Annotated in this window: 16 protein-coding genes; 3 read left to right on the top strand and 13 right to left on the bottom strand. The window is 70.8% G+C overall.

Annotated features, from left to right (window positions below):
* Window positions 1-38 precede the first annotated feature (38 nt).
* The gene (locus ABID81_RS13545; RefSeq protein WP_354595310.1) at window positions 39-1,982 is read left to right on the top strand and encodes a thioester domain-containing protein; all 1,944 of its coding nucleotides are present in this window, start codon (window positions 39-41) and stop codon (window positions 1,980-1,982) included.
* Window positions 1,983-2,017: 35 nt separating this feature from the next.
* On the opposite strand, the gene ABID81_RS13540 is transcribed toward ABID81_RS13545, so the two are convergent.
* From ABID81_RS13540 to ABID81_RS13515, 6 genes are all read right to left on the bottom strand, one after another.
* Window positions 2,018-6,451, bottom strand: coding sequence for a type VII secretion EssC family protein (locus tag ABID81_RS13540; RefSeq protein ID WP_354595309.1), 4,434 nt, complete (start codon window positions 6,449-6,451; stop codon window positions 2,018-2,020).
* Window positions 6,448-7,050, bottom strand: a complete 603-nt coding sequence (locus ABID81_RS13535; RefSeq protein ID WP_354595308.1) for a hypothetical protein — start codon at window positions 7,048-7,050, stop codon at window positions 6,448-6,450. Before ABID81_RS13535 ends, ABID81_RS13540 begins: the two co-directional genes overlap by 4 nt.
* 35 nt (window positions 7,051-7,085) lie before the next feature.
* Entirely contained in the window at window positions 7,086-7,832 is a 747-nt protein-coding gene (locus tag ABID81_RS13530; RefSeq protein ID WP_354595307.1) for a hypothetical protein, read from the bottom strand.
* A 592-nt stretch (window positions 7,833-8,424) separates the two neighbouring features.
* Window positions 8,425-9,684 (bottom strand): putative T7SS-secreted protein, encoded by a 1,260-nt coding sequence (locus ABID81_RS13525; RefSeq protein ID WP_354595306.1) that lies wholly within the window; start codon window positions 9,682-9,684, stop codon window positions 8,425-8,427.
* A complete protein-coding gene (locus ABID81_RS13520) occupies window positions 9,681-9,977 on the bottom strand; it encodes a hypothetical protein (RefSeq protein WP_354595305.1) in 297 nt (98 codons plus the stop codon). Before ABID81_RS13520 ends, ABID81_RS13525 begins: the two co-directional genes overlap by 4 nt.
* An 80-nt stretch (window positions 9,978-10,057) precedes the next feature.
* Window positions 10,058-10,351 (bottom strand): WXG100 family type VII secretion target, encoded by a 294-nt coding sequence (locus ABID81_RS13515; protein ID WP_354595304.1) that lies wholly within the window; start codon window positions 10,349-10,351, stop codon window positions 10,058-10,060.
* Between the two features lie 101 nt (window positions 10,352-10,452).
* On the opposite strand from ABID81_RS13515, the gene ABID81_RS13510 reads away from it, so the two are divergent.
* Window positions 10,453-11,217, top strand: a complete 765-nt coding sequence (locus ABID81_RS13510) for an FHA domain-containing protein (RefSeq protein ID WP_354595303.1) — start codon at window positions 10,453-10,455, stop codon at window positions 11,215-11,217.
* A gap of 128 nt (window positions 11,218-11,345) precedes the next feature.
* Here the strand turns inward: ABID81_RS13510 and ABID81_RS13505 are convergent, their stop codons facing one another.
* Together ABID81_RS13505 and ABID81_RS13500 are read right to left on the bottom strand one after the other, a co-directional pair.
* Window positions 11,346-13,766 carry an ATP-dependent helicase gene (locus ABID81_RS13505; RefSeq protein WP_354595302.1) on the bottom strand — a complete coding sequence of 807 codons (2,421 nt, stop codon included), beginning with the start codon at window positions 13,764-13,766 and terminating at the stop codon, window positions 11,346-11,348.
* A gap of 79 nt (window positions 13,767-13,845) precedes the next feature.
* Window positions 13,846-14,838, bottom strand: coding sequence for a glycerophosphodiester phosphodiesterase family protein (locus tag ABID81_RS13500; RefSeq protein ID WP_354595301.1), 993 nt, complete (start codon window positions 14,836-14,838; stop codon window positions 13,846-13,848).
* A 275-nt stretch (window positions 14,839-15,113) separates the two neighbouring features.
* Here ABID81_RS13500 and ABID81_RS13495 point away from each other — a divergent pair, with 275 nt between their 5' ends.
* Window positions 15,114-15,947 carry a Bax inhibitor-1/YccA family protein gene (locus ABID81_RS13495; protein ID WP_354595300.1) on the top strand — a complete coding sequence of 278 codons (834 nt, stop codon included), beginning with the start codon at window positions 15,114-15,116 and terminating at the stop codon, window positions 15,945-15,947.
* A gap of 303 nt (window positions 15,948-16,250) precedes the next feature.
* Here ABID81_RS13495 and guaA read toward each other — a convergent pair whose 3' ends face one another.
* The 5 genes from guaA to ABID81_RS13470 all read right to left on the bottom strand — a co-directional run bounded on the left by guaA (window position 16,251) and on the right by ABID81_RS13470 (window position 21,454).
* On the bottom strand, window positions 16,251-17,804 hold the full coding sequence (gene guaA / locus ABID81_RS13490) for a glutamine-hydrolyzing GMP synthase (RefSeq protein WP_354595346.1): 1,554 nt from the start codon (window positions 17,802-17,804) through the stop codon (window positions 16,251-16,253).
* Between the two features lie 92 nt (window positions 17,805-17,896).
* Window positions 17,897-18,337 carry a DUF3817 domain-containing protein gene (locus ABID81_RS13485; protein ID WP_056259629.1) on the bottom strand — a complete coding sequence of 147 codons (441 nt, stop codon included), beginning with the start codon at window positions 18,335-18,337 and terminating at the stop codon, window positions 17,897-17,899.
* 100 nt (window positions 18,338-18,437) lie between these two features.
* Window positions 18,438-19,289, bottom strand: coding sequence for an SURF1 family protein (locus tag ABID81_RS13480; protein ID WP_354595299.1), 852 nt, complete (start codon window positions 19,287-19,289; stop codon window positions 18,438-18,440).
* A gap of 99 nt (window positions 19,290-19,388) precedes the next feature.
* A complete protein-coding gene (locus ABID81_RS13475) occupies window positions 19,389-20,918 on the bottom strand; it encodes a cation:proton antiporter (protein WP_354595298.1) in 1,530 nt (509 codons plus the stop codon).
* A gap of 5 nt (window positions 20,919-20,923) precedes the next feature.
* Window positions 20,924-21,454 (bottom strand): cation:proton antiporter regulatory subunit, encoded by a 531-nt coding sequence (locus ABID81_RS13470; protein WP_043595745.1) that lies wholly within the window; start codon window positions 21,452-21,454, stop codon window positions 20,924-20,926.
* Between the last annotated feature and the right edge of the window lie 224 nt (window positions 21,455-21,678).

Below are 21,678 nucleotides of genomic sequence, written 5' to 3'. Positions count from 1 at the left end.
GGCCTCGGCAGCCGGGGTCCCTGCCCGATCGTCGGTGCATGACATCACGACACAGCGCCCTCGGGCCCCCCAGACGACGCCTCGCGCTCGCCCTCGTCCTCTTGTTCTCCGTCGCCGCCGGTCTCCTCGGGCAGGCCCCGGCTGTCGCCGTCACCGGCACCGGTCGCGGCGTCGGGCACCTGTGGCGGGTCGACGGCGTCTCGTGGCTCGGCACCTACCGGCTCGACGACGGCACCCTGGCCTTCTGCCTCGAGGCCGGCAAGACCTCGCCGGTCGGCAACCACTACGACACGACCACCGGCGGTGACGTCATCGGCGTCTCGACCGACGACCACGCCCGCCTCGCCTACATCGCCCGCACCTGGGGCGGAACGACCGACGCCGACACGGCCGCCGCGGGTCAGCTCGCCGTCTGGACGATCACCGGGCTGAACGGCCACACGCAGCGCTACTACGCGGGCCGCGCGAACGAGCGCTGGCCGATCGTGCTCGAGCGGGCGAACCAGATGCTCGCCGAAGCGTCGTCCGCCGCGTCGAAGTCGGTCGTGGCCTCGATCACCGTCGAGCTCGCAGCCGACGGGACGGGGCTCATCCGCCCCGACCTCACGGTCGACCGGGTGACGGGCGGCCCGTCCGTGCTCGAACCGTCGCACGAGGGCACCGTCACGCTCGACGGGGCCGTCTTCGCGGACGGGTCGACGACGGCCGCCGTGCGCAACGGCGAACCGGTGCCCGTGACGGCTACCGGTGACCGTGCCCGCCTGATCGTGACCGCGACGGTCCGGTTCGACGACCTGCCCTACGGGAGGGTCACGACGGTGGGCAACAGTCCTGCCGGGTCGCAGATGATCTTGTTCTCGGGTGGCGTGGCCGCGTCGGCATCGGAATCGGTCAGCGTCCAGCAGTTGTCACCACTGCCCTTCGCACCGCGGGTCGTTACCGAGACCAGCGACACGGTCGCCGAGGTCGGCACGATCGTGACGGATCAGGTGACCCTCGACGTCCGGCCCGGAGAGGGGCTCCTCTCCGAATGGGGTCGGTACGACGACTCGGGCACGTGGCGGGCCGTGCCGGTCACCGTCCGCAGCCGCCTGCTCGGGCCCTTCCTCGCTCCCCTCGTCGAGACAGACGACTGGCCGGCGGACGCCCCGGTCGTCTGCGAGGTCGCGCTCGAGGTGCTCGACGGGCCCGGCACGTACTCGACGCAGGGTTGCGAACTGCCGTCCGGCGGGTACTTCACCTGGGTCGAGACCATCGACCCGGCCGACACCCCGGTCGAGGCCGGCCGCGACCGGGTCGGTTCGTGGCGCTCGCCCTTCGGCGCCGCGACCGAGACCTCGTTCGTCCCGTGGGCCCCGTCCCTCTCGACGACGGCGTCGCAGGCCGAGGGCGACCCCGGCACCTGTGTCAGCGATGCCCTGACGGTCGTCGACCTCCACCCCGACGTCCCCGGCGGGGTCGAGGTCGAGTCGGTGCTCGTCGGGCCGTTCGACGAGGCCCCCGACGAGGGAGGCGATCTCGGGCCGGTCGACCGCATCGACCCGAGCCTGGTCGTGGCACGCGAAGCCGTCACCGTCGGCGAGGACGGCACCTACGACACCCCGTGCACCACGCTCGACCGCCCCGGCACGTACGTCTTCGTCTTCTCGTCCGCAGGATCACCGGTGGCGGAGGACGGCAGCCAGATCGTGCCCGCCTTCTCCGACACGACGGTGCACCGGAGCGAGATGACGATCATCCGACAGCCGGCCGCGACCGAGGCACCCGTCCCCCCGGCCCGCCTCGCCTTCACCGGGTCCGACGGAGCCGGGCAGGCGTTGCTCGTGGCCCTCGGCATCCTCGGGACCGGGGTCGTCCTGGTGGCGGCGGCGGGCGCGCTCCACATCAGGAGGCGCCGGCGCCCGGGCCTCGCGATCGACGCCGAGTCGACCGCACGGCCGGGCGACCGTCCCTCCGCCCTCGGGGTGGGCGACGCGCGATGAGCGCCCGGGTGCAGGTGCCGCGACACGGGCGGGGATCAGCCGACCGGGTCGAACGGCACCTGCACCCTCACGGCCTGCCCGGTCCCGTCGTCCACGAAGGCGACTCCCGGCGTCGGCCGATCGGTGAGATCGGCCTTCGTCAGACGGACGCCGACCTGCTCGCCCTCGTTCGGAAGCTGCGGGCCGAGCACGGCACCGCAACGGTTGTTCCGCACGTCCACGTGCCAGCCGGACCACCCCGTCAGCACCTCGCCGGTCGTACCCGCCACGACGAGAGCGCGACCGGTCTCGGGGCACGAACGCAGGAAGTCCGCGAGCCACTCGGCGGCGGGGCAGTCCTTGAGGCGTTCACCGTCGTCGACGACGAGCACGCGGGGACCATGCGGTGCCGAGAAGAGCGGCGCGAGCGTCGAGGCCTCGACGGTCTGGCTGGTGATCGTCGCCACGACGCCCGGGGTCCCTTCGAGGGCACGGAGCGGCGAGCGGCGTGGTGCGACCACGACGACCTCGACGCCCTGTGCGGTGATCGACCGGACCATGGCGACCAGGACGCTGCTGCGTCCGCTCTTCGGCGGACCGGTGACGACGAAGCTGCCCGGCCCCTCAGTGAGGTCCGGCCCCATCGGCACGAGGTCGTCGCCACCGACGCCGACGAGGGCGAACAGTCCCGTCGGGTCGCGCTCGTCCCGACGGGACCAGGCCTCGTCGAACGTGATCGGGCCGGCCAACTGGTCGACGCGGAAGGGCCGGCGACCCGAGGGCACGTGGCGGTCACGACGCGACGACGCGACCCCGCGCCGGCGCAGGGACTCGGCCTGGACCTGGCCCGTGGGGTCGGCGTCGAGCAGGGCGACCTGCGTCTCGATCGCACTCTCGGCGGTGAATCCCCTGCCCAGCGGCACGACGTCGGGCAGGGCTCGGGGGGTCAACCCGGCGAGGGCGTAGTCCGCGCGGTCCGTCAACCGCAGCAGCAGTTTGTCGTCGACGAGGGCGGCGAGTCGGCCCGCGACGAGCTGGCGGTCGCCCGTGACGATCACGTGCACCCCCGCCGCGGCGCCCTCACGCAGCAGCAGCCCCACCTGGTCGACGAGCTTGCCGTGTTCGATCTCGGCGAAGCTGCCGGTGAAACCCTCCCACCGGTCCACCATGACGACGAGGTGCGGCAGCCGGTCGGCCTCGGGCACCGCCCGGCGTTGTTCGACGACGCCGGCGTGGCCACCCGTGGCGAGCACCTGCTGGCGACGGTGGGTCTCGTCGACGAGCTTCGTCAGGAGGCGGCGCACACGGTCGAGCTGGGTGCGCTGGACGACGGCTCCGACGTGGGGCATGGTCTCGAGCGGCAAGAGGGCCCCGCTTCCGCAGTCGATGCCGAAGAGATGGACGTCGGCGCAACTCGTCCGGTCGGCGATCGCTGCCGCGACGGTTCGCAGCACCTGAGAGCGTCCGGTGCGCGGGGCACCTACGACGAAGAGGTGGCCGAGGGCCTGCAGATCGAGGACGGCCGCGGCCTGGCGCTGTTCCGCCGGGAAGTCCTGCCGACCGAACGGCAGGACGGGCAGGTCTCCGTCGGCGGGCCCCTCTCCGTCGACGCCGGGCCCGGGTGCGTCGAGGTCGTCGAGCACGATGCGTTCGGGCAGCGCGTCGAGCCACGGACGATGCGGGCGGGCGATGCCGAGGCGGTCGCTCGCCGCGGCGAGAGCGGCGACGAGCTCGACCAGGTCGGTGCGACCGACCGACTCGGTCGAGGTGCGCGCGGGCGGCTCGGGGGCGGACCGGCCGAGGTCCGCCCAACCGAGCGGACTCGACCACACCTCCGGCACGAGCTCGGCGACCAGTCCCGGTCGGCGACCCCCGACGCGCCCCGCCTGGAACGGCACGAGGGCGCGCGCGCCCAGACGGACGAACGCGCGCCCCGGCGTCGACTTCGCGATGCCGGCGGCGTCGCCCGCGTCGATGACATCCGTGCTCTCGCCTGCGTCGGTGACCCTCAGGGCGATGCGCAGGTTGGTGTTGGCCCGGATGTCCCCGGTGACGACGCCGGTCGGCCGCTGGGTCGCGAGAACGAGGTGGATGCCGAGCGATCGTCCCCGCTGGGCGATGTTCACCAGGCCCGTCACGAAGTCCGGCAGCTCGCGGACCATGCTCGCGAACTCGTCGATGACGATCAGGAGGCGCGGCAGCGGCGGCCGTTCACGCGGCCCGCTTGCGCCCTCGACGTATTCCTCGAGGTCCTTGGCCCCGGCGTCTGCCAGCAGGTGTTCCCGGCGACGCAGTTCGGCCCCGAGCGAGTGCAGGGCACGCTCGACCAGGTGCGTGTCGAGGTCGGTGACCATCCCGACGGTGTGCGGCAGGGGCCCGAAGTCCCGGAAGGCGGCCCCTCCCTTGTAGTCGACGAGGACGAAGGTCATCGACTCGGGCGTGTTGGCGGCGGCGAGCGACGCGACCATGCTCTGCAGCAACTCGGACTTGCCCGAGCCGGTCGTGCCCGCGACCAGACCGTGCGGGCCGTCGCGGCGCAGGTCGAACGAGAACGGACCGTCGAGGCTCTCGCCGATCACCACCTCGGTCGTGGGGGCCGTTCGGGACCACCGTTCGAGGACGGCCTCGGGCGTCGGCGGGTCGAGCTGCAGGACGTCGAGCAGGCGCGAACGGGCCGGAAGCCCCGCGGCACCGTCACCGTCGTCGACGTCGACCACCGGGGCGACGGCCCGTCCGACGGCCTCGAACCACCCGTCGGGCAACAGGTCGGCCTTGACCTCTCGCACGTCGGCGGTCCGGTGCACGTCGAGCGAGTGCCTCGTGGTGCCACAGGTGACGACGGCGACGCACTCCTCGGGAAGCGAGCGACGTTCGGAGTCGAGGCACACCGCGTGCACGCCGACGGACGGCCCGTCCCGGAGGACGCGGACGAGTCCCGGCAGGGTGCGCAGTCGTCTCGCCCCGTCGAGCACGAGCACGACGTCGGTCGCCGCGCGGAGCGCGCCCGTCGACTCGCGGGCCGCGCGCTGACGGGCGTCGATCTCGGCGCCCAGCTCGGCGACCCGACGGGCGACGGTCTCGGCGTCGTTGCCCAGCCACACGGCGGCGGGTCGTCCTTCCTCGGGCCGAGCGTGGGGCACATGGGCGAGCCAGGACCAGTGGTCGACCGCGGCCTGTTCGGTCAGGACGACGAAGCGCACGTCACGGGGACTCTGGGCGACGGCGAGCTGGGCGAGCATCCACGCGACCAGCGGTCGGGCGTGCTCCGGCCTGCCGGCGACGCCGACGACGCCGTGGTCGCCCAGGTCGACGGTCACGGGCACGTCGACGGCGGGGCGGGCCACCGTCCGACGGTGCTCGAGCTCGGCGGGGTCCTCGATGGTGACGCCCGAGGGCAGGTCTGCGGTGCCGATCCTCACGCGCAGGTGGTCGGGGTCGTCCCGGCGGCGCTCCCACAGCCGGGATCGACGCCGGACGGCGATGTCGAGCACGGTCGCCGCGTCGGGGCTGAGGTGTCGCAACTCGCGCTGCAGCTGTCGGACGGCGCTCTCGGCGTCCGCCGCCACCGCCTCCTTGGTGGCCTGGTGGTCGGCCAGGCGCCGCCGGTGCGACACCTTGCCGTTCCGCTTGTCGTAGAGGTGGTTGCCGATCATGACGACGGGCGACATGAGCCCGAATGCGAGGAAGGCGACGTTGCCGAACACGCTGACCATCACGACCGCCATCACCACGGGTGCGAGCGCGGCCACGATCGGCAGGGGCCGCTTCGTGCCCTGCTGGGGCTCGGCGGGGTACCGGAACGTCGTGGTCGGGGGCTCCGGCAGGAGGCGCGGAGGACGCGCGTGGTCGAGGGTGCCTCCCCCGTCGCTCACGGTGATGGCCGCGGACGGGTGTCCGGCGGGGGCGACGGCGAGGAGGGTGTCGCCGATGGTGATGACGCTGTGCTCGTCGATCGCGGCCGTGCCGAGGACGGGGATTCGGTCGACGAGGACGAGCGGCCCGCGGGCGTCGACGTCGGACTCGGGGAAGGCATCCGCCGTGGGGGTCAGCGAGAACCGCCCGGCACCGTCCAGTTCGATCGTCGCGACGATCGGGGGCACGCGGTCGTCGTCCAGTCGGACGCCGGCGTCCGGTCCGGTGCCCACGTGCACGATGCCCACGTCGACGACGTGGATCGTGCCGGCGCCGCGTCCTCCGATGACGCGGATCGTCGGCAGGTCGTCGGGGAGCCGACGATGCGGTGCGGGGCCGCCGAGTCCGAGCACGGCACCGTCGAGCAGGACGCCCGACCGGAGCCGGGCGTCCGGATCCACGGGGAAGCCGTCGACCGAGACGTCGGACGGAGCCGCATCGTGGGCGTCGGCCGGCAGCCCGAGGGCCGCGGCGAGGTGTGCGGCGACCTCGGCGACGGTGGCGTCGGGATCGACGACGACGGATCGGTCGGCCCGGCGACCCGTGGGGACGTGCAAGACGGTGAGCGCCAGTCTCACGCGGCAGGCACCACGCTGATGCCGTCGACGAAGAGGTCCACTTTGGCGATCATGACCGGCACCGCTTCGGGGCCGCCGACCTGACAGCTGACGCGGACGTCGTACGGCTCGGCGCGGAAGGCGTAGACGAGGGTGGCGAGGAGGCCGTCCTCGCCCTCGAGGGCCGCGTACCGCACACCCCGAAGGCCCCGTCCGAGGTCGTCCGTCTCGACGACCTCGACCACGGGAGGTTCGATCGGGGCGAGGTCGCTCTCGAGGACCATGGTTCGCAGGGCGGCGTCGCGGTCCCCCCGGGCCGAGCCGTACTGCACCCGCAGCAGGCTCGGCGGCGTCGCGATGTCGGGCAGGTAGAGGTACCGGCGCTCGTCGGCCGGCGACCAGCGGGCCAGCGCCGAGAGCACCTCGGTGAGCCAGGACCGGGAGGCGCGGGTCGCGCCCTCGGACCGCTCGGCGACCGCACGGACGGTGGCCCTGATCCACGAGCGTGGCGCTCGGTGCCCGTCGTGTGGCCATGTGGTCGGCAGGGGCACCCAGACGTCGGGATCGTGCCCGATGAGGAGGTCGAGGGCGTGGACGTCGTCGCCGTAGTGGTCGGTCATGGTGCGAGATCGCTTTCTGTGGCGGTCGAGAGGGTTCAGGCGAGGGGCCGGTCGGTGACGAGGCGACTCTCGGCGTCGCGCCAGAGGAAGGTGCTGACCATCGCGTCGAAGACGTCGGCGAGGGCGTCGGCGATGCGGCGCTGCGCGTCGGAGGTGACGTCGCTCCGCGCAGCCTCGGCTGTGGTGGTCGATCCGACGGTGAGGACGAGGGTGATCAAGCGGTCGTCGCGGCCTGCGACTCGAGCCAGCACGGTGCGGCGCCGGAGCGGGGTCAGGCCGGCGACGTCGTCAGCCATGTCGCCTCCGCCGGCCGTCGCGGTGTCACCGTCGAGGGCCGAGGTGTCGCCCGCGGGGTCGTCCCAGACGACGGCGGGATCACCGGCGAGGACGAACGGTTCGGCCCCGTGGGTGGCGACCCTCCGAAGCAACAGCCGATCGAGATCGGCATGTCCGGACCGGGTGACGGGCACCGTGGCGACGACCACGGAGCAGACGATGTCGGTGCCCGGCAGCGGCCCCGCGCTGAGGTACGAGTCGAGCACCCGACCGTGGACGTCAGCGGCGAGTGCTCGTTCGAACGCCGACCCGAACCGCAGCCGCCAGTCCTCGGGGGCCGACAACTTCTCGGCGGCCGACGGCTCAGCGAGCTGGGTGGCGACGACTGCGGCCGCCTCGCGAGCGTCGAGCCCACCCGGCACCCGGACGAACCCGGGAGGCACGACGATCGAATACGACGCCGCCACCGTCCCAGCCGTCCGCCCCACGTACCCCGCGGCGCTCACGATTTGTCCTCTGAACGACCTCTGGCCCCGGCTGGCTCTTCCCGTCTCCAGCGTTGGCCGGCCGTGCTCTCCGTAATTCGCGCTTGGTCAAGCGCCAGTCGTTTTCGAAGACGCCGACCCCGGATGATCCCGACGGCCGCCCAGATGCCACAGAGGATCTGGATGGCGCCCGCGACTGCGGAGTCCCGCGGCCAGGCATCGAGGCCGCGAAAGGGGAGGGCGAAGATCACGCTCCACGCCCCTCCGAGAAACGCAGCATAGGCAATCAGTGGCGAATCAAGAGGGAAGCGATCATTGCCACCTCCTCTTCGAGAGAGCCAGATCACGGCAGCCACGAGACAACTACAAGCAATCCAAAACGGTACCGAGGACCCCACAAACGGCGGCCAATTCTCCGCCGTCGAGAAGAGTGGACCACCCTCAGGGTTCAATCGACGCGCATCGCCCCGTCCGCCACCTCGGAACTGGAGAACTAGGCGGGTCGTTTGAGCGGCGCACACGGGTATCAGGCCTGACGAAAGGACGAGCGCGTTGAAGATGACGCCCTCAAGTTTCGACTGACGGCGCCTCCGTCTATGACGATCGATAGGTGTCACAACGAGCCTTTCGAAGTGCTGAGCCTCCGCCAGACCGTGGCTGGAAGATCGACACCGAGCCAGGCAGCGGCACCCTCGGCAACGCTGCGGCCCTGGTCAACCGCCTGGATGACCCGAGCTGAGTTGAGCTTGGCTAGCGTCCTTGCGATCTGGGCAGGATCGTCGGCGAATGCCCCCGGCCGAGTTGAGCGGAGAAAGTGAAGCATCTGGGCAACCCCCTGGTCACCGAAGCTCTTCAGCAGGAATCGATCGCCGAGGCCGGGCTGGGCACGGCTCCAACTCGTCGACACCCGCAAGGTGGCGAGCCTTCTTGTGTTCCCGCTTCTCACCAGTCCAGCGACGCGATTCGCGCTCACCACCTTGATGGAGGACCTCGCCGATGCAACTAGCGTCCCCCCGATGCCAAGAGTCGCGACCGAGACAAGTGCCATGGCGAGATCAAGAGCGGTTCCGGTGCCTGCGGCGAAGCGCCCCACAGCCAGCCCCAAGGACACTGCCATCACCGCCAAGATGACGAGGTTGAGGCCCGGGATGAAGAGCGAGGCAAAGGCCAGGAGGCCACCGACGATTGTGAGCGCGTCCACAACGGTGCTGATCCACGAGTCGTTCTCCTCCATCCAGGTCTGGAAGGCGGCGAAGCCGGCGTCCCAGGCGGCGCCGAGGTCGTCCCAGACGGTGTCGTCGAGGCCGTCGTCCGTGGCGTCGTCGATCCTGGCGATGGCAGTGTTCGCCGCGGTCTCGACGGACGCGTGTGCGTCGGCCAGTCGCCTGGCATAGATGGCGACGCGGCCCCGGGCGTCGTCGGCCTTGGCCCGCTGGGCTGCGGCCTGGTCGAGGTGCTCCTGCTTGGTCACCTCGTCGGTCGCCACCAGTGCCAGCTGGTCGTACCGCTCGACGAGCCTCTCGGCTGCGGCAAGGTCGTCGACGGCGTCTCGGTGGTTCGCCAGGGCGGGCGCGGCGGCCTCCTGTGCGAGCGAGAGCTCGGACGCGTACGTCTTCAACGCCGAACCCGTCTCGCCGTAACGCCCCTCGGCCTTGCCCAGGCTCGCCGACACCTGCTGGGCCTTGGCCAGGAACGCGTCGAGGGCGTCGCTCGACGACGACCCCGCTTCGAGCGACCTCAGCTCTATGGCCGCCCCACGGATCGACGCCGCCACCGACTCGTAATGGTCAGCCATCGCGTTCACCAGCCCCGGGTCCCCCGAGACCCCCACGAGCGAGTTGGCCGTCACCCCGGCGAGCGTGTCGGCCGTCACCGGTCGCCACCCACGAGGGTGCCCTCGAGTTCGCCGTCGACCTCGGCGAAGGTCTGGTCGATCGTCGAGAGGGCCTCGCCGAGCTCGGTGATGTGCTGAGCGAGCTGCGCCCGCCGGTCGTTCCAGTTCGTCGCGAACGACGTGACCTTCGCTGCGAGCCGCGCGTGCCCGCAGGCCTCGGCCGTGAGCTGTGCCGACGAATCGGCCGTCTCGAAGTCGGTCCGCACCCGGTCGAGGTCGCCGAGCAACGCCTCGAGACCGGCCCCGTCGATGTTCAGGCTCGATCGAGCCATGAGGTTCCTCCCCTCGTGTCGCGAGGCCGAGGCGCGTCGTGCTTCAGCACGACCCGCCTCGACCCCCGGTCGTGCGTCGGTCAGCCCAGGCTGCTGGCCAGCTGCTGGTCGGCACCTTCGAGGGTGCTGGCCGCGTTCTCGAGGAACGCCGCCATGCTCTCGACCGCGGAGATGGTCTTGGACGCTCCGGTCGTGAACTCGGTGTACGTCGAGTCGAACGCCTTGGACGACTTGTCGGTGACGTAGCCCGAGCCGACGAGGTTGTCGATCTGCGACTTCATCTGCCCGAGTTGGTCTTCGATCGCGCGCTGCCCGTTGCGCAATTGGGTGGCCTGCGTGCGCAGGTCGTCGTAGGTGACGGTGACATTGGCCATGAGGTGCTCCCTCTCGTTGTGACGTCGACCGGTCGGTCGATCACGACCAATATGTCATGCCTGATAGGTTGCGTGACGGTTGTCCACAGATCGGAGTCGGCATGAGGTGGAAGAAGGACGTGAGCAGGGGGCGCGAGCAGCACCCCACGGACCCTCCGGTGGTCATCGCCCAGACGATCCGAGAGCAACGAGCCGCGGGGCTGCTGTCGCGCATCACCGTCCTACCGCTGCGACCGCCCGAGACCGTCGTGACGTCGGCTCCTCCCCCGCCCCGCGCCTCCTCGGGCTTCGCCCCCGCTGACGGACCGGGTCGCCCGATCGACGCGACTCCCGTCGCACCCGGCACGATGCTCGTCGAGCCCGCGACTCCTGCCGAAGTACCTGCGCTGACCGTCGAAGCGGCGGCCTCACCTCCGCCGTCACCGCCCGACGCCGGCAACCCGCATCACGCAGGGCCACCGGAAGCACCCGATCTCGAGGCGACGGCGCTGCGTCCGAGGCACTACGGCCTGCGACTCCCCGACGAGAGCGTCGTGCCGTTGACGGCACGGGCGGTCGTCGTCGGTCGCCGGACGGACCAACCCCCGCCCCCACCTGCCGGCGCCTGCGTCGTGGCGCTCGACGACCCGGGGCGGTCGCTGTCGCGCCATCACGTCTCGATCGTCATCGGTCCCGATGCCGGGGTCTGGGTGACCGACCTGGGCTCGGGCAACGGCACGACCCTCGTGTCGACGACCGGCGACGTGACCGAACTCGAGGCGCACACCCCCACCCGCGTGAGGGCCGGGTCGCTGCTGTCGATCGGCGACCACGCGGTGACCGTCGTCCGCCGCCGACCGGAAGCCCGGACTCGCGACGAGGCGTGAGGCGGCGGCCCGACAGGCGACGGCAAGCACCACCACGTGCTCCGACCCGAGCTGACGGCAATTGTGGAGCCGCGAGCCGCGAGCCGCGAGCCGCGAGCCCGATGGTCCGAGCCGACGAGTCGCCTGCGCTAGATCTTCTCGATCGGCGCGACCTTGATCAGCAGTTTCTTGCGGCCGGCGCCGTCGAAGAGCACCTCGGCGATGCGGCGGGCGCCGATGCCGGTGACGGCCATGACGCGACCCTCGCCGAAGTCGACGTGCGAGATGCGGTCGCCGGCCTCGAGCTCGAGGTCGCCGTTGTCGCGCACGGTGCCCGTGACCCGGTTCGCCCACTCGGTCTTCGGCTTCGTCTTCGACGCCGCCGTCGCCCGGTCGTAGCTGCCCGAGCCGTAGCCGCCCGACGCCCGCGGCGTCGCACCCCGGTTGCCGTCGCCACCCTCGCGACGTGCGTTGAGCGCCCGCGGCTGCGTGCCTCCGCGACTGGTCGCCATGCCGGGCGACTGCTTCCAGTCGATCAGCTCGACCGGGATCTCTTGCAGGTAGCGCGACGGCATCGCCACGTTCACCTCGCCGAACTGCGCCCGCGTCATCGCGAGCGACAGGAAGAGCCGCTGGCGTGCCCGGGTGATGCCGACGTAGAACAACCGCCGCTCTTCGGACGGGCCGCCCGGTTCGCTGGCCGACATGCGGTGCGGCAGCAGGTCTTCTTCGACTCCGGTGAGGAAGACGGCCTCGTACTCGAGCCCCTTCGCGGTGTGCAGCGTCATCAGCGACACCGTGCCGCTCGTGTCGTCGAGGTCGTCGGCGGCCGCGACGAGCGTGACCTCGGTGAGGAAGTCGAGCAACGTGCCGTCGGGGTTGTTCTTCTGGAACTCCCTGGTGACGGCGACGAGCTCGTCGATGTTCTCGGCACGGGCCTCGTCTTGCGGGTCACGTGACGCGCGCAGCACCTCGACGAGGCCGCTGCCCTCGATGAGGGCGGTCAGGATCTCGTGGACGGGTGCCGTCGCGGCCGTCGCCTGCACGTCGTCGAGCAGCTTCGCCAGGCCGGTGATCGCACCGGTGACCTTCGGACCGAGGCCGAGCTGGTCGGCGTTGCGCATCGCGTCACGCAGCGGCGCCTCGTTGGTGTCGGCCCAGCGCTGCATCGCGGTCTCGGTGGCCGGACCGATGCCGCGCTTGGGCACGTTCATGATGCGGCGGAGCGCCAGTGGGTCGGCCGGGTTGGCGACGGTGATCAGGTACGCCATCGCATCCTTGATCTCGGCGCGCTCGTAGAACTTCGTGCCGCCGAGCACGCGGTACGGGATCGCCGAGCGGATGAAGATCTCTTCGAGCGCCCGCGTCTGCGAGTTGGTGCGGTAGAAGACGGCCATGTCTTTGTAGTCGGTGCCCGACTCGTGCAACGCCGCGATCTCGTCGGCGACGAACTGGGCCTCGTCGTGACCGGTGTACCCGGTGAAGCCGACGATCTTGCTGCCGGCGCCGACCGTGGTGAAGAGGTTCTTGGCCTGGCGGTCGAAGTTGTTCGAGATGACCGCGTTGGCCGCGTCGAGGATGTTCTGCGTCGAGCGGTAGTTCTGCTCGAGCAGGATGACCTTCGAGTTCGGGAAGTCGCGTTCGAACTCGACGATGTTGCGGATGTCGGCGCCGCGGAACGCGTAGATCGACTGGTCGGAGTCGCCGACCACGGTGAGCGACGCCCCGGGGATGCCGCCGCTGCCGTCACGCATCGACTGCACGAACTGGCCGCCCCGTTCGAGCTCGTCGACGAGGTCGGACTGCACCGGCCGCGTCAGCTCGCGGATGAGCGAGTACTGCGCGTGGTTGGTGTCTTGGTACTCGTCGACCAGGATGTGCCGGAACCGCCGCTGGTACTGCGCCGCGACGTGCGGGAAGGCCCGGAAGAGGTAGACGGTCTGCGCGATGAGGTCGTCGAAGTCGAAGGCGTTGGCCCGCTGCAGCTCGCGGGTGTACTGCCGGAAGATCTCGAGGAACATGACCTCTTGCGGGTCGTTCATGTTGATCTGGCGCGAGTACGACTCGACGTCGCTGAGCTCGTTCTTGAGCTTCGAGATCTTGCCCGACGCCATGCTGACGGTGAGGCCGAGCTGGTCGGCGTCGAGCTCTTTCAGGATGCGCTTGAGCAGCGCCCGCGAGTCGGCCGAGTCGTAGATCGTGAAGCTCTTGGTGAAGCCGAACTGCTCGGCCTCGCGCCGCAGGATGCGCACGCACGCCGAGTGGAACGTGCTGATCCACATGCCCTCACCGGCCTGGCCGACGAGGTGCGCCACGCGCTCGCGCATCTCGGCCGCGGCCTTGTTGGTGAACGTGATCGCGAGGATCTGACTGGGCCACGCTTCGCGCGTCGCCAACAGGCCAGCGATGCGGCGGGTGAGCACGCTGGTCTTGCCCGAGCCGGCGCCGGCCACGATCAGCAGCGACTGCCCGCGGTACTCGACCGCCTCTTTCTGCTGGGGGTTGAGACCGGCGGTCAGGGGGTCGCCGGAACCGCCGGCAGCGTCAGAGGGCTCGAGCACGATCGTCATGGCCCGTCGAGTCTAAGCGCGACCACCGACATCGCGAGGGGCGCGGGGCGACCACGGGCAGCGGTGACGTGGTGCGGGGTCAGCGGGACGCCAAGGCTACCCGCGCCTCCTCGGCGAGCTCGGGCTGGTCAGCGAAGACGCCGTCGACGCCGAGCGCCATGAGCGACGTGAACTCGGTGCGCCAGTCGCCGAAGGCGGCCTTGCCGCCGGGGCCGCGGTTCGCGCGCGCCAGGAACGCGTTCTCGGCGCGCAGCGTCCAGGTGAAGACGTCGAGCCCCGCGGCGTGGGCCCGGTCGACCACCCGACCGTCGGTCGCCCCGCGGGCGTCGACGAGCGTGTGCTTGTCGAGGCTGACGCCGTGCAGCCCCGCGTCGACGAACGACTCGAGCGACTCGGCGTGCAGCTGGTCGCGGTACCCCACGGAGGCGCGACCCGCCGCCACGAGGTCGGCTGCCGTTCCGGCCTTCTCGAGCAGGTAGACGAGTCGGGCCCCGAGTGGCTGGTCGGCGAGCCGCCCGAGCACGGTCTGCTCGAACGACTCGATGGTCAACCGGGGGTCGTCGACCCAGCGCCGCTGGCGCAGCTCGTCGGTGAGCAGCTCGCCCAGCGGCAGCCCGATCGAGTCGAAGTAGGTGGCGTGCTTGACCTCGGCGACGAGCCCGACGGGCCGATCGGCGGCGTCGAGCAGGTCGAGCAGGTCGCCCAGCCGCTGGATGCGCCCCTCGCCGTCGTGCGCGGCGCTGTCGGGCCGCAGCTCGGGCAGGCGTTCACGGATGCGCAGCGTGCTGAGCTCATCCCAGGTGAAGTCCTCGGTGAACCAGCCCGTCACCTTCGTGCCGTCGATGGTCTTGGTTGTGCGCCGGTGCCGGAACTCGTCGTGGTCGGCGACGTCGGTCGTGCCCGAGATCTCGTTCTCGTGCCGCAGCACGAGCACGCCGTCGCGGGACGCGACCAGGTCGGGCTCGATCGCGTCGGCCCCGAGCTCGATCGCGAGACGGTAGGCGTCCTCGCCGTGCTCGGGTCGGTGACCGCTGGCGCCGCGGTGGGCGATGACGAGAGGCGAGGTGGACACCCGGTCACGCTAACCCGCCCGTCCGTGCACGACCCGAACCGCCCGGTGCCCTGTGGACCACGAGGAGGCGCGGCCCCCTGGGGACGAGGCGTCCCACCCACCGCAGACGCAAAAGACTGCACGCCATGCACGTTCGCCCTGCGAGAATGCGGCTCTCATCAGGCAGATCTTCAGCCATTCGTTGCACGGCACGGTTAGCCTCATGTGTACGGAACCACCCTCGCGCACCTGCGCGGGTGGTCCACACATCCCTAGTGATCAAGAAGAGGAACCCCTTGGCATTCTCGAATCCCGGCTTCAGTCAGTCGCCGGCCTTCTCGAAGAACGGCGGGCCCGTCATCCGTCAGCAGCAGGGCGCAGCCCAGCCGGTCGAGTACGACGGCATGACCGCCGAGCAGCTGCAGCAGCTCTACTCGCAGCCCGCCGCCGGCCCCACGCAGACCGACCGCATGACGTACGAAGACACGATCTCGAAGACGCTGCTGGCGTTCGGCGTCGTCCTCGTCTTCGCCGCCGTGGGTTGGTTCGTCCCCGCTCTCGCCTTCGTCGGGGCCATCGCCGGCTTCGTGCTGGCGCTCGTGAACATCTTCAAGAAGAAGCCGTCCCCCGGCCTCGTGCTCGCCTACTCGGCCGCGCAGGGTCTGTTCGTCGGTGGCATCTCGTCGATCTTCGAGAGCCAGTGGGACGGCATCGTCACCCAGGCCCTGATCGGCACCGTGGCCGTGTTCGTCACGACCCTGCTGCTGTTCAAGAGCGGCAAGATCCGTGCCTCGGCCAAGGCCACCAAGGTCTTCATGATCGCGATGATCGGCTACGGCGTCTTCTCGTTGCTGAACCTCGGCCTGATGGTCTTCGGCGCCAACACCAACCCCTGGGGCCTTCGGGGCATGGAGATCGCGGGCATCCCCCTCGGCTTCATCCTCGGCATCCTCGTCGTGATCATGGCGGCGTACTCGCTCGTCCTCGACTTCGACCAGGTCAAGACCGGCGTCGAACGCGGCGCACCCCGCATCTACGGCTGGTCGGCGGCCTTCGGCATCGTCATGACGGTCATCTGGCTGTACGTCGAGATCCTGCGCATGCTCGCCATCCTGCGCGGCAGCGACTAGTCACCACGGCGTCACCAGCACCACCCCGAAGCGGGGCTCGTTCCGAGGGGGACGGGCCCCGCTTCCGTGTGGGGTGGAGGCCGACGGCCGAGTGGGCAGAAGATGACGATCGGGCGCGGATGGGGAGCATGTTCTGCCCACTCGCCGGCTTCCTGACGCCGGAAACGGAGAAGCCCCCTCGGGCAGATGTCTGCCGGAGGGGGCTTCGCCTCACTGCGCTTCGCGGGAGGTCTCGCTCACTCCACGTTCGCGGCTACTGGTGGGCACTGACGGCGCAGAGCGCCGCCAGAGTGACGCTTCGCGTCACTCCCATTCGATCGTTCCCGGGGGCTTCGAGGTGACGTCGAGCACGACGCGGTTGACGCCGTCGACCTCGTTCGTGATGCGGTTCGAGATGCGGGCCAGCACGTCGTACGGCAGGCGCGTCCAGTCGGCGGTCATCGCGTCTTCGGACGACACCGGGCGCAGCACGATCGGGTGACCGTAGGTGCGGCCGTCGCCCTGCACGCCCACCGAACGGACGTCGGCGAGCAGCACCACGGGGCACTGCCAGATCTCGTCGTCGAGGCCGGCCGCGGTCAGCTCGGCGCGGGCGATCGCGTCGGCCGCGCGCAGCAGCTCGAGACGTTCGTGCGTGACCTCGCCGACGATGCGGATGCCGAGGCCGGGGCCGGGGAACGGCTGACGACCGACGATGACCTCGGGCAGGCCGAGCTCGCGACCGATCGCGCGGACCTCGTCCTTGAACAGGGTGCGCAGCGGCTCGACGAGCTCGAACTGCAGGTCTTCGGGCAGCCCGCCCACGTTGTGGTGGCTCTTGATGTTCGCCGTGCCCGTGCCGCCACCGCTCTCGACGACGTCGGGGTAGAGCGTGCCCTGCACGAGGAACTTCACGGCCGAGTCGCCCTCGGCCGCCGCCTCGAGCACGAGGGCCTCGGCGGCCGCCTCGAAGCTGCGGATGAACTCGCGGCCGATGATCTTGCGCTTCTGCTCGGGGTCGGTGACCCCGGCGAGGGCGTCGAGGAACTGCTGCTCGGCGTCGATCGTCACGAGCCGCACGCCGGTCGAGGCGACGTAGTCCTCTTCGACCTGGCGACGCTCGTCGGCACGCAGCAGACCGTGGTCGACGAAGACGCAGGTCAGCTGGTCGCCGACGGCCTCGTGCACGATGGCGGCCGCGACGGCCGAGTCGACGCCGCCCGAGAGGCCGCAGATGACGCGCGCGTCGCCGACCTGCTCGCGGATGCGCGCGACCTGTTCGGCGATGACGTTGCCGCTGTTCCAGTCGGCGGGGATGCCGGCGGCGCGGTGCAGGAAGTTCTCGAGGACGGCCTGGCCGTACGACGAGTGCTTGACCTCGGGGTGCCACTGCACGCCGTAGAGCTTGCGGGCGTCGCTCGAGAACGCGGCGACAGGGGTCGATGCACTCGAGGCCAGCACGTCGAAGCCCTCGGGGGCCTTCGACACCGAATCGCCGTGGCTCATCCACGTCGTCTGCGAGGTGGGCTGACCCGAGAGCAGGGTGCTGTCGCCCTCGGCGAGCGTGACGTCGGTCGCGCCGTACTCGCGCTGACCGGTGTGCGAGACCTCGCCGCCGAGGGCCTTGGCCATCGCCTGGAAGCCGTAGCAGATGCCCAGCACGGGGATGTCGAGGTCGAAGATGCCCGCGTCGATGCTCGGGGCGCCCTCTTCGTAGACGCTGGACGGGCCACCGCTGAGCACGATGCCCACCGGGTTCTTCTCGGCGATCTCGGCCGCGGTGATCGTGTGCGGCACGATCTCGCTGTAGACGTTGGCCTCGCGCACGCGGCGGGCGATCAGCTGCGCGTACTGGGCGCCGAAGTCGACCACGAGCACGGGGCTCTGGGAGGTCTCGGGGGCACGCTCGGCCGGTGCGGGGGCCGTGGCGGCGGTCGTCGCCGACGCCTCGGCGGTCTCGGGTGCGTCGGTCACGCGGGGGCTCCCTCGGTCGTGGGGGTGGTCTCGGCGGTCAGCGCGTCGTACTGCCGCGTGGCGAGCTTGGTCATGTGGCTCTCGACGAAGAACGAGAGCAGGGGCACGACGCCGCCGAGCGCGATGAGGAAGAACCGCGAGAACGGCCACCTCATGAGGCTCCAGAGGCGGAAGTCGGCGAAGAGGTAGACGACGTAGAGCCAGCCGTGTGCGATGAGGATCGCCGTCGAGAGGTTGAACCCCGTGGTCGAGTCGACCGGCACGAGGAACCCGCCCTGACCGCCGAGCTGCATCTCGAGCTGCAGCGGCGTGTACTTGAAGAGCATCTCGAAGATGAGCAGCAACAGCATGACGCCGGTGACGTACGCCGAGATCTTGTAGAACCTGACGGCACCCGGGATCTTCGGGATGTCGCGTTGCCGGGGCTTCAGGGGCATGGACTCGATTCTAGCCGCGCCCACCGACGCGCCACGACGGCACCTGTCGACGTCGAACGAGGCCCGTCGGCCACGCCGCCGGCGTGCGACCGCGACGGGCTCAGGAGGCGCGGGTCGGCTGGGTCGCGCCGCGCGCGTCCGCCTCGGCCCGCGCCTCCTCGGCTTCTTCGTGCTCTCGCTCGAACGCGTCGCGCACGAGCCGGAACCAGAGGAACACGGCGAAGCCGGCGAAGACGACCCATTCGATCGCGTAGAAGACGTTGAGCCAGTTGAACTGGACGTCGGAGGCGGGCGGCGCGGAGTCGATCGCGTCGAGCGACCGGGGCGCGTCGTCGGCGACGACGTAGCCGCCGTAGACCTGCCCGTCGAAGCCGGGCCACTCGTTGATGAGGGCCGCCACCGACACGACGGTCTGCGCGCCGTTCTCGAAGTCGCTCTCGGTCGGGGACTCGGACGGGAAGTACCGCCCCTCGACCGTGACGGTCGAGGTCGCGGCGACGGACGGCTCGGCCGCCTCGGCGCCCTCGCGCGTGGCCGACCAGCCGAGCCCCACGGGCAGCGAGGCGCCGTTGGCGTCGTCGACGAAGCGACCGATCAGCCAGTACCCGGTCTCGCCGCCGTTGACCCGGTCGCCGACGACGGCGAAGTCGTCGGGGTCGAACTCGCCCGTGACCGACACCCGCTGGGCGCCGAGCGAGTCGGCGAACGGGGTCTGTGGCGTGGCGACCGACGACAGCACCTTGGTGGTCTCGGTCTCGGGGTTGACCACCTGCACGCTCTCGACGCTGCGCTCGATCTGCCAGTGGCCGAGCCAGGCGAAGATCGCGGCGACCACGAGTGCGAGCCCGAGCAGGGCGATCCACCGCGGGCGGCGGGCGACCTGCCACATCGTCTCGGGCAGCGGATCGCCGTCGACTCCGAGGAGGACGGGGCGCTGCGCGGTCTGGGTCACGTCGGCGATCGTACCTCTCGTCGTCGACGAGCTCGCTGGGACGACGGGCGGATCGACGCGTCGAGCCGATCGGGACGACGAGCCGACGTGGCCGGGGGCTCAGTACTCGGGGTCGCGCTGACGCGCCGCTCGCTGGTCGCTCTGCTGACCGGCCTGCTCGGCCCAGAGCCGGGCCTCGTCGGCGTCCATCGCGTCGAGGTCGTCGAGGTCGTCGTCGCCGTCCGGGCCGCCGTCGGAGTCGCCGTCGCCGTCGCGTCCGGCGCGGGTCGAACCGGCCCGCCCGGCGGCGGCCCGTGCCGCACCCGTCCGCACCCGCTCGGTCTCGCGCTCGTCGTCGTCCTCGGTGACCTCGGTCTGGTCGAGGTCGTCGCCGGCGAGCGCCGCCTCCATCAGGGCGATCTCGTCACCGCTGCGTGCCTCGCGTTCGAGGCGACGGGCCTCGGCCTCGGCCCGCTCGGCCTTCTTGCGCGATCGCAGCACCAGCGAGCCGATGCGCTCGCTGTTGGAAGCGAGGACGGGGCCGAGCACGGCCATGATCAGCACGTAGAGACCGGCGAAGGGCTGCAACCGTTCGTCGAGCCCGGCACCGGCCGAGAGCGTCGCGAGGATCAACGCGAACTCGCCCCGGTTCACGAGGATGACGGTGGTGTTGATGCCCGCCTGCGGCCCCAGTTTGTTGAGCCAGGCGACGAACTGGCCCGCGCCGACGTTGAGCAGCACCGTCATGCCGACGGCGATCGCGACGGGCCCGAGCACGCTCGGGAAGAGCGCCGGGTTGAGCCCGAGGCCGAAGTTCAGGAAGAAGAACGCCCCGAAGACGTCGCGCATGGGCAGGGCGAACTGTTCGACCCGGTTGCGGAACTTCGTCGCCCCGATGATCAGGCCGATGAGGAAGGCACCGATCGCGTCGGTGACGCCGAGCACCTCGCCGAGACCCGCGAAGAGCACGGCCAGGCCGAAGAACAACACCGTGAAGAGTTCGTCGTCGCGGGTGCGCATGAGCCGCGACACGACCCGGCCGCCCCACCGGGCGACGCCGAACATCACGACGAGGAAGGCGAACGCGATGCCGAGCTTGAGGATGACCGGCCCGGGGTCGGTCTCGCCGCTGAGCACGACCGAGACGATCGCGAGGTAGACGGCGATGAAGATGTCTTCGACGACCGTGACCCCGAGGATCATCGGCGTCTCGCGGTTCGCCAGGCGGTTCAGCTCGATCAGCAGCTTCGTGACGATCGCGCTGGAGGACGTCGCCGTCATGCCCGCGATGATCAGCGCCTCGCGCGTGCCCCAGCCGAGCATGAAGCCGAAGACCAGCCCGACCCCCATGTTGATGGCGATGTAGCTGCCACCCGAGACGATCAGGCGCCCGGCGTTCGAGAAGAACTCGTCTTGATCGAACTCGAGGCCGAGGTTGAACAGCAGCAGGATCAGGCCGAAGATCGCGATCAACTCGATGTTGTCGGACTCGAAGCTCAACGGGAACCAGCCCGTGTTCGTGCTGGCGAGCAGGCCGACGATCATGTAGATCGGGATCGACGGCAGGCCGACGAGCTTGCCGGCACGACCGAGCACGTACGCGATCAGCAGCAGGATGCCGAGGACGATCAGCTCTTCACCCAGGTGCATCGGGCCTAGCCCCCGGGCGGCGCGTCGACCGGCGAGCGGTGCTTGAGCTCGCCGGTGCGGTAGAACGAGAACGCCTTGGCGACCTTCTCGGGCGAACCGGCCACGACGAGCGTGTCGCCGGGGAACACCTTGAAGTCGCCCGACGGCGCGGGGTTGGCCGCGTCACCGCGGACCACCGCGACCACCGTGAGGCCCACGACGCCCTTGGCGCCGAGGTCGCCGAGCGGCTGCCCGGCGATGTGGTCGTCGTAGTCGACCGTGAACCAGTCGATGCTGAGGCCGGGGATCTGGTCGAGGGCCGAGAGCGACTCGGTGATGCGCGTGCCGCCGAGCAGCTCGGCGAGCGTGTGCGCCTCGTCCTCGCTGAGGCGCAACGAGACCTTCTTGACGTGGTCGCCGTCGACGTCGTCGCTGAACGTGATGAGGTCGCTGTGCCCCGAACGGTGCGTGATGACACCGCACTTGCCGCCGTCGTCGGTGATGAAGGTGTGCAGCACACCCACGCCGGGGAGCTTGACTCGACGCACGTCAACCATGGTTCGTCTCCAGTGGACTCGGGGGCAGTCGTCTCAGCCTAGCGGCGGGTTCGGCCGCGGCAGCCGGGCTGCTCGTGGTGGGGACAACCCGTCGCCGTCCACAGGTGTTCCCACGTTCTCGGACGGCGGACGCAGGAGGCGGGGGGGGGGGGGGGGCCCCCCCCCCCCCCCCCCCCCGGGGGGGGGGGGCCGCCCCCGCGCCCCCCCCCGCCCCCCCCCCCCGG

Source organism: Frigoribacterium sp. PvP054 (assembly GCF_040547465.1).
Taxonomy (GTDB): Bacteria; Actinomycetota; Actinomycetes; order Actinomycetales; family Microbacteriaceae; genus Frigoribacterium.
Note: the sequence above shows the minus strand (reverse complement) of the source record. Positions and strands in the feature narration are given on the sequence as shown.

Coding starts and splice junctions, on each gene's coding strand:
- ABID81_RS13545 (WP_354595310.1), top strand. CDS start 39: ATGACATCACGACACAGCGCCCTCGGGCCCCCCAGACGACGCCTCGCG.
- ABID81_RS13535 (WP_354595308.1), bottom strand. CDS start 7,050: ATGACCGACCACTACGGCGACGACGTCCACGCCCTCGACCTCCTCATC.
- ABID81_RS13520 (WP_354595305.1), bottom strand. CDS start 9,977: ATGGCTCGATCGAGCCTGAACATCGACGGGGCCGGTCTCGAGGCGTTG.
- ABID81_RS13515 (WP_354595304.1), bottom strand. CDS start 10,351: ATGGCCAATGTCACCGTCACCTACGACGACCTGCGCACGCAGGCCACC.
- ABID81_RS13510 (WP_354595303.1), top strand. CDS start 10,453: ATGAGGTGGAAGAAGGACGTGAGCAGGGGGCGCGAGCAGCACCCCACG.
- ABID81_RS13505 (WP_354595302.1), bottom strand. CDS start 13,766: ATGACGATCGTGCTCGAGCCCTCTGACGCTGCCGGCGGTTCCGGCGAC.
- ABID81_RS13485 (WP_056259629.1), bottom strand. CDS start 18,337: ATGCCCCTGAAGCCCCGGCAACGCGACATCCCGAAGATCCCGGGTGCC.
- ABID81_RS13475 (WP_354595298.1), bottom strand. CDS start 20,918: ATGCACCTGGGTGAAGAGCTGATCGTCCTCGGCATCCTGCTGCTGATC.
- ABID81_RS13470 (WP_043595745.1), bottom strand. CDS start 21,454: ATGGTTGACGTGCGTCGAGTCAAGCTCCCCGGCGTGGGTGTGCTGCAC.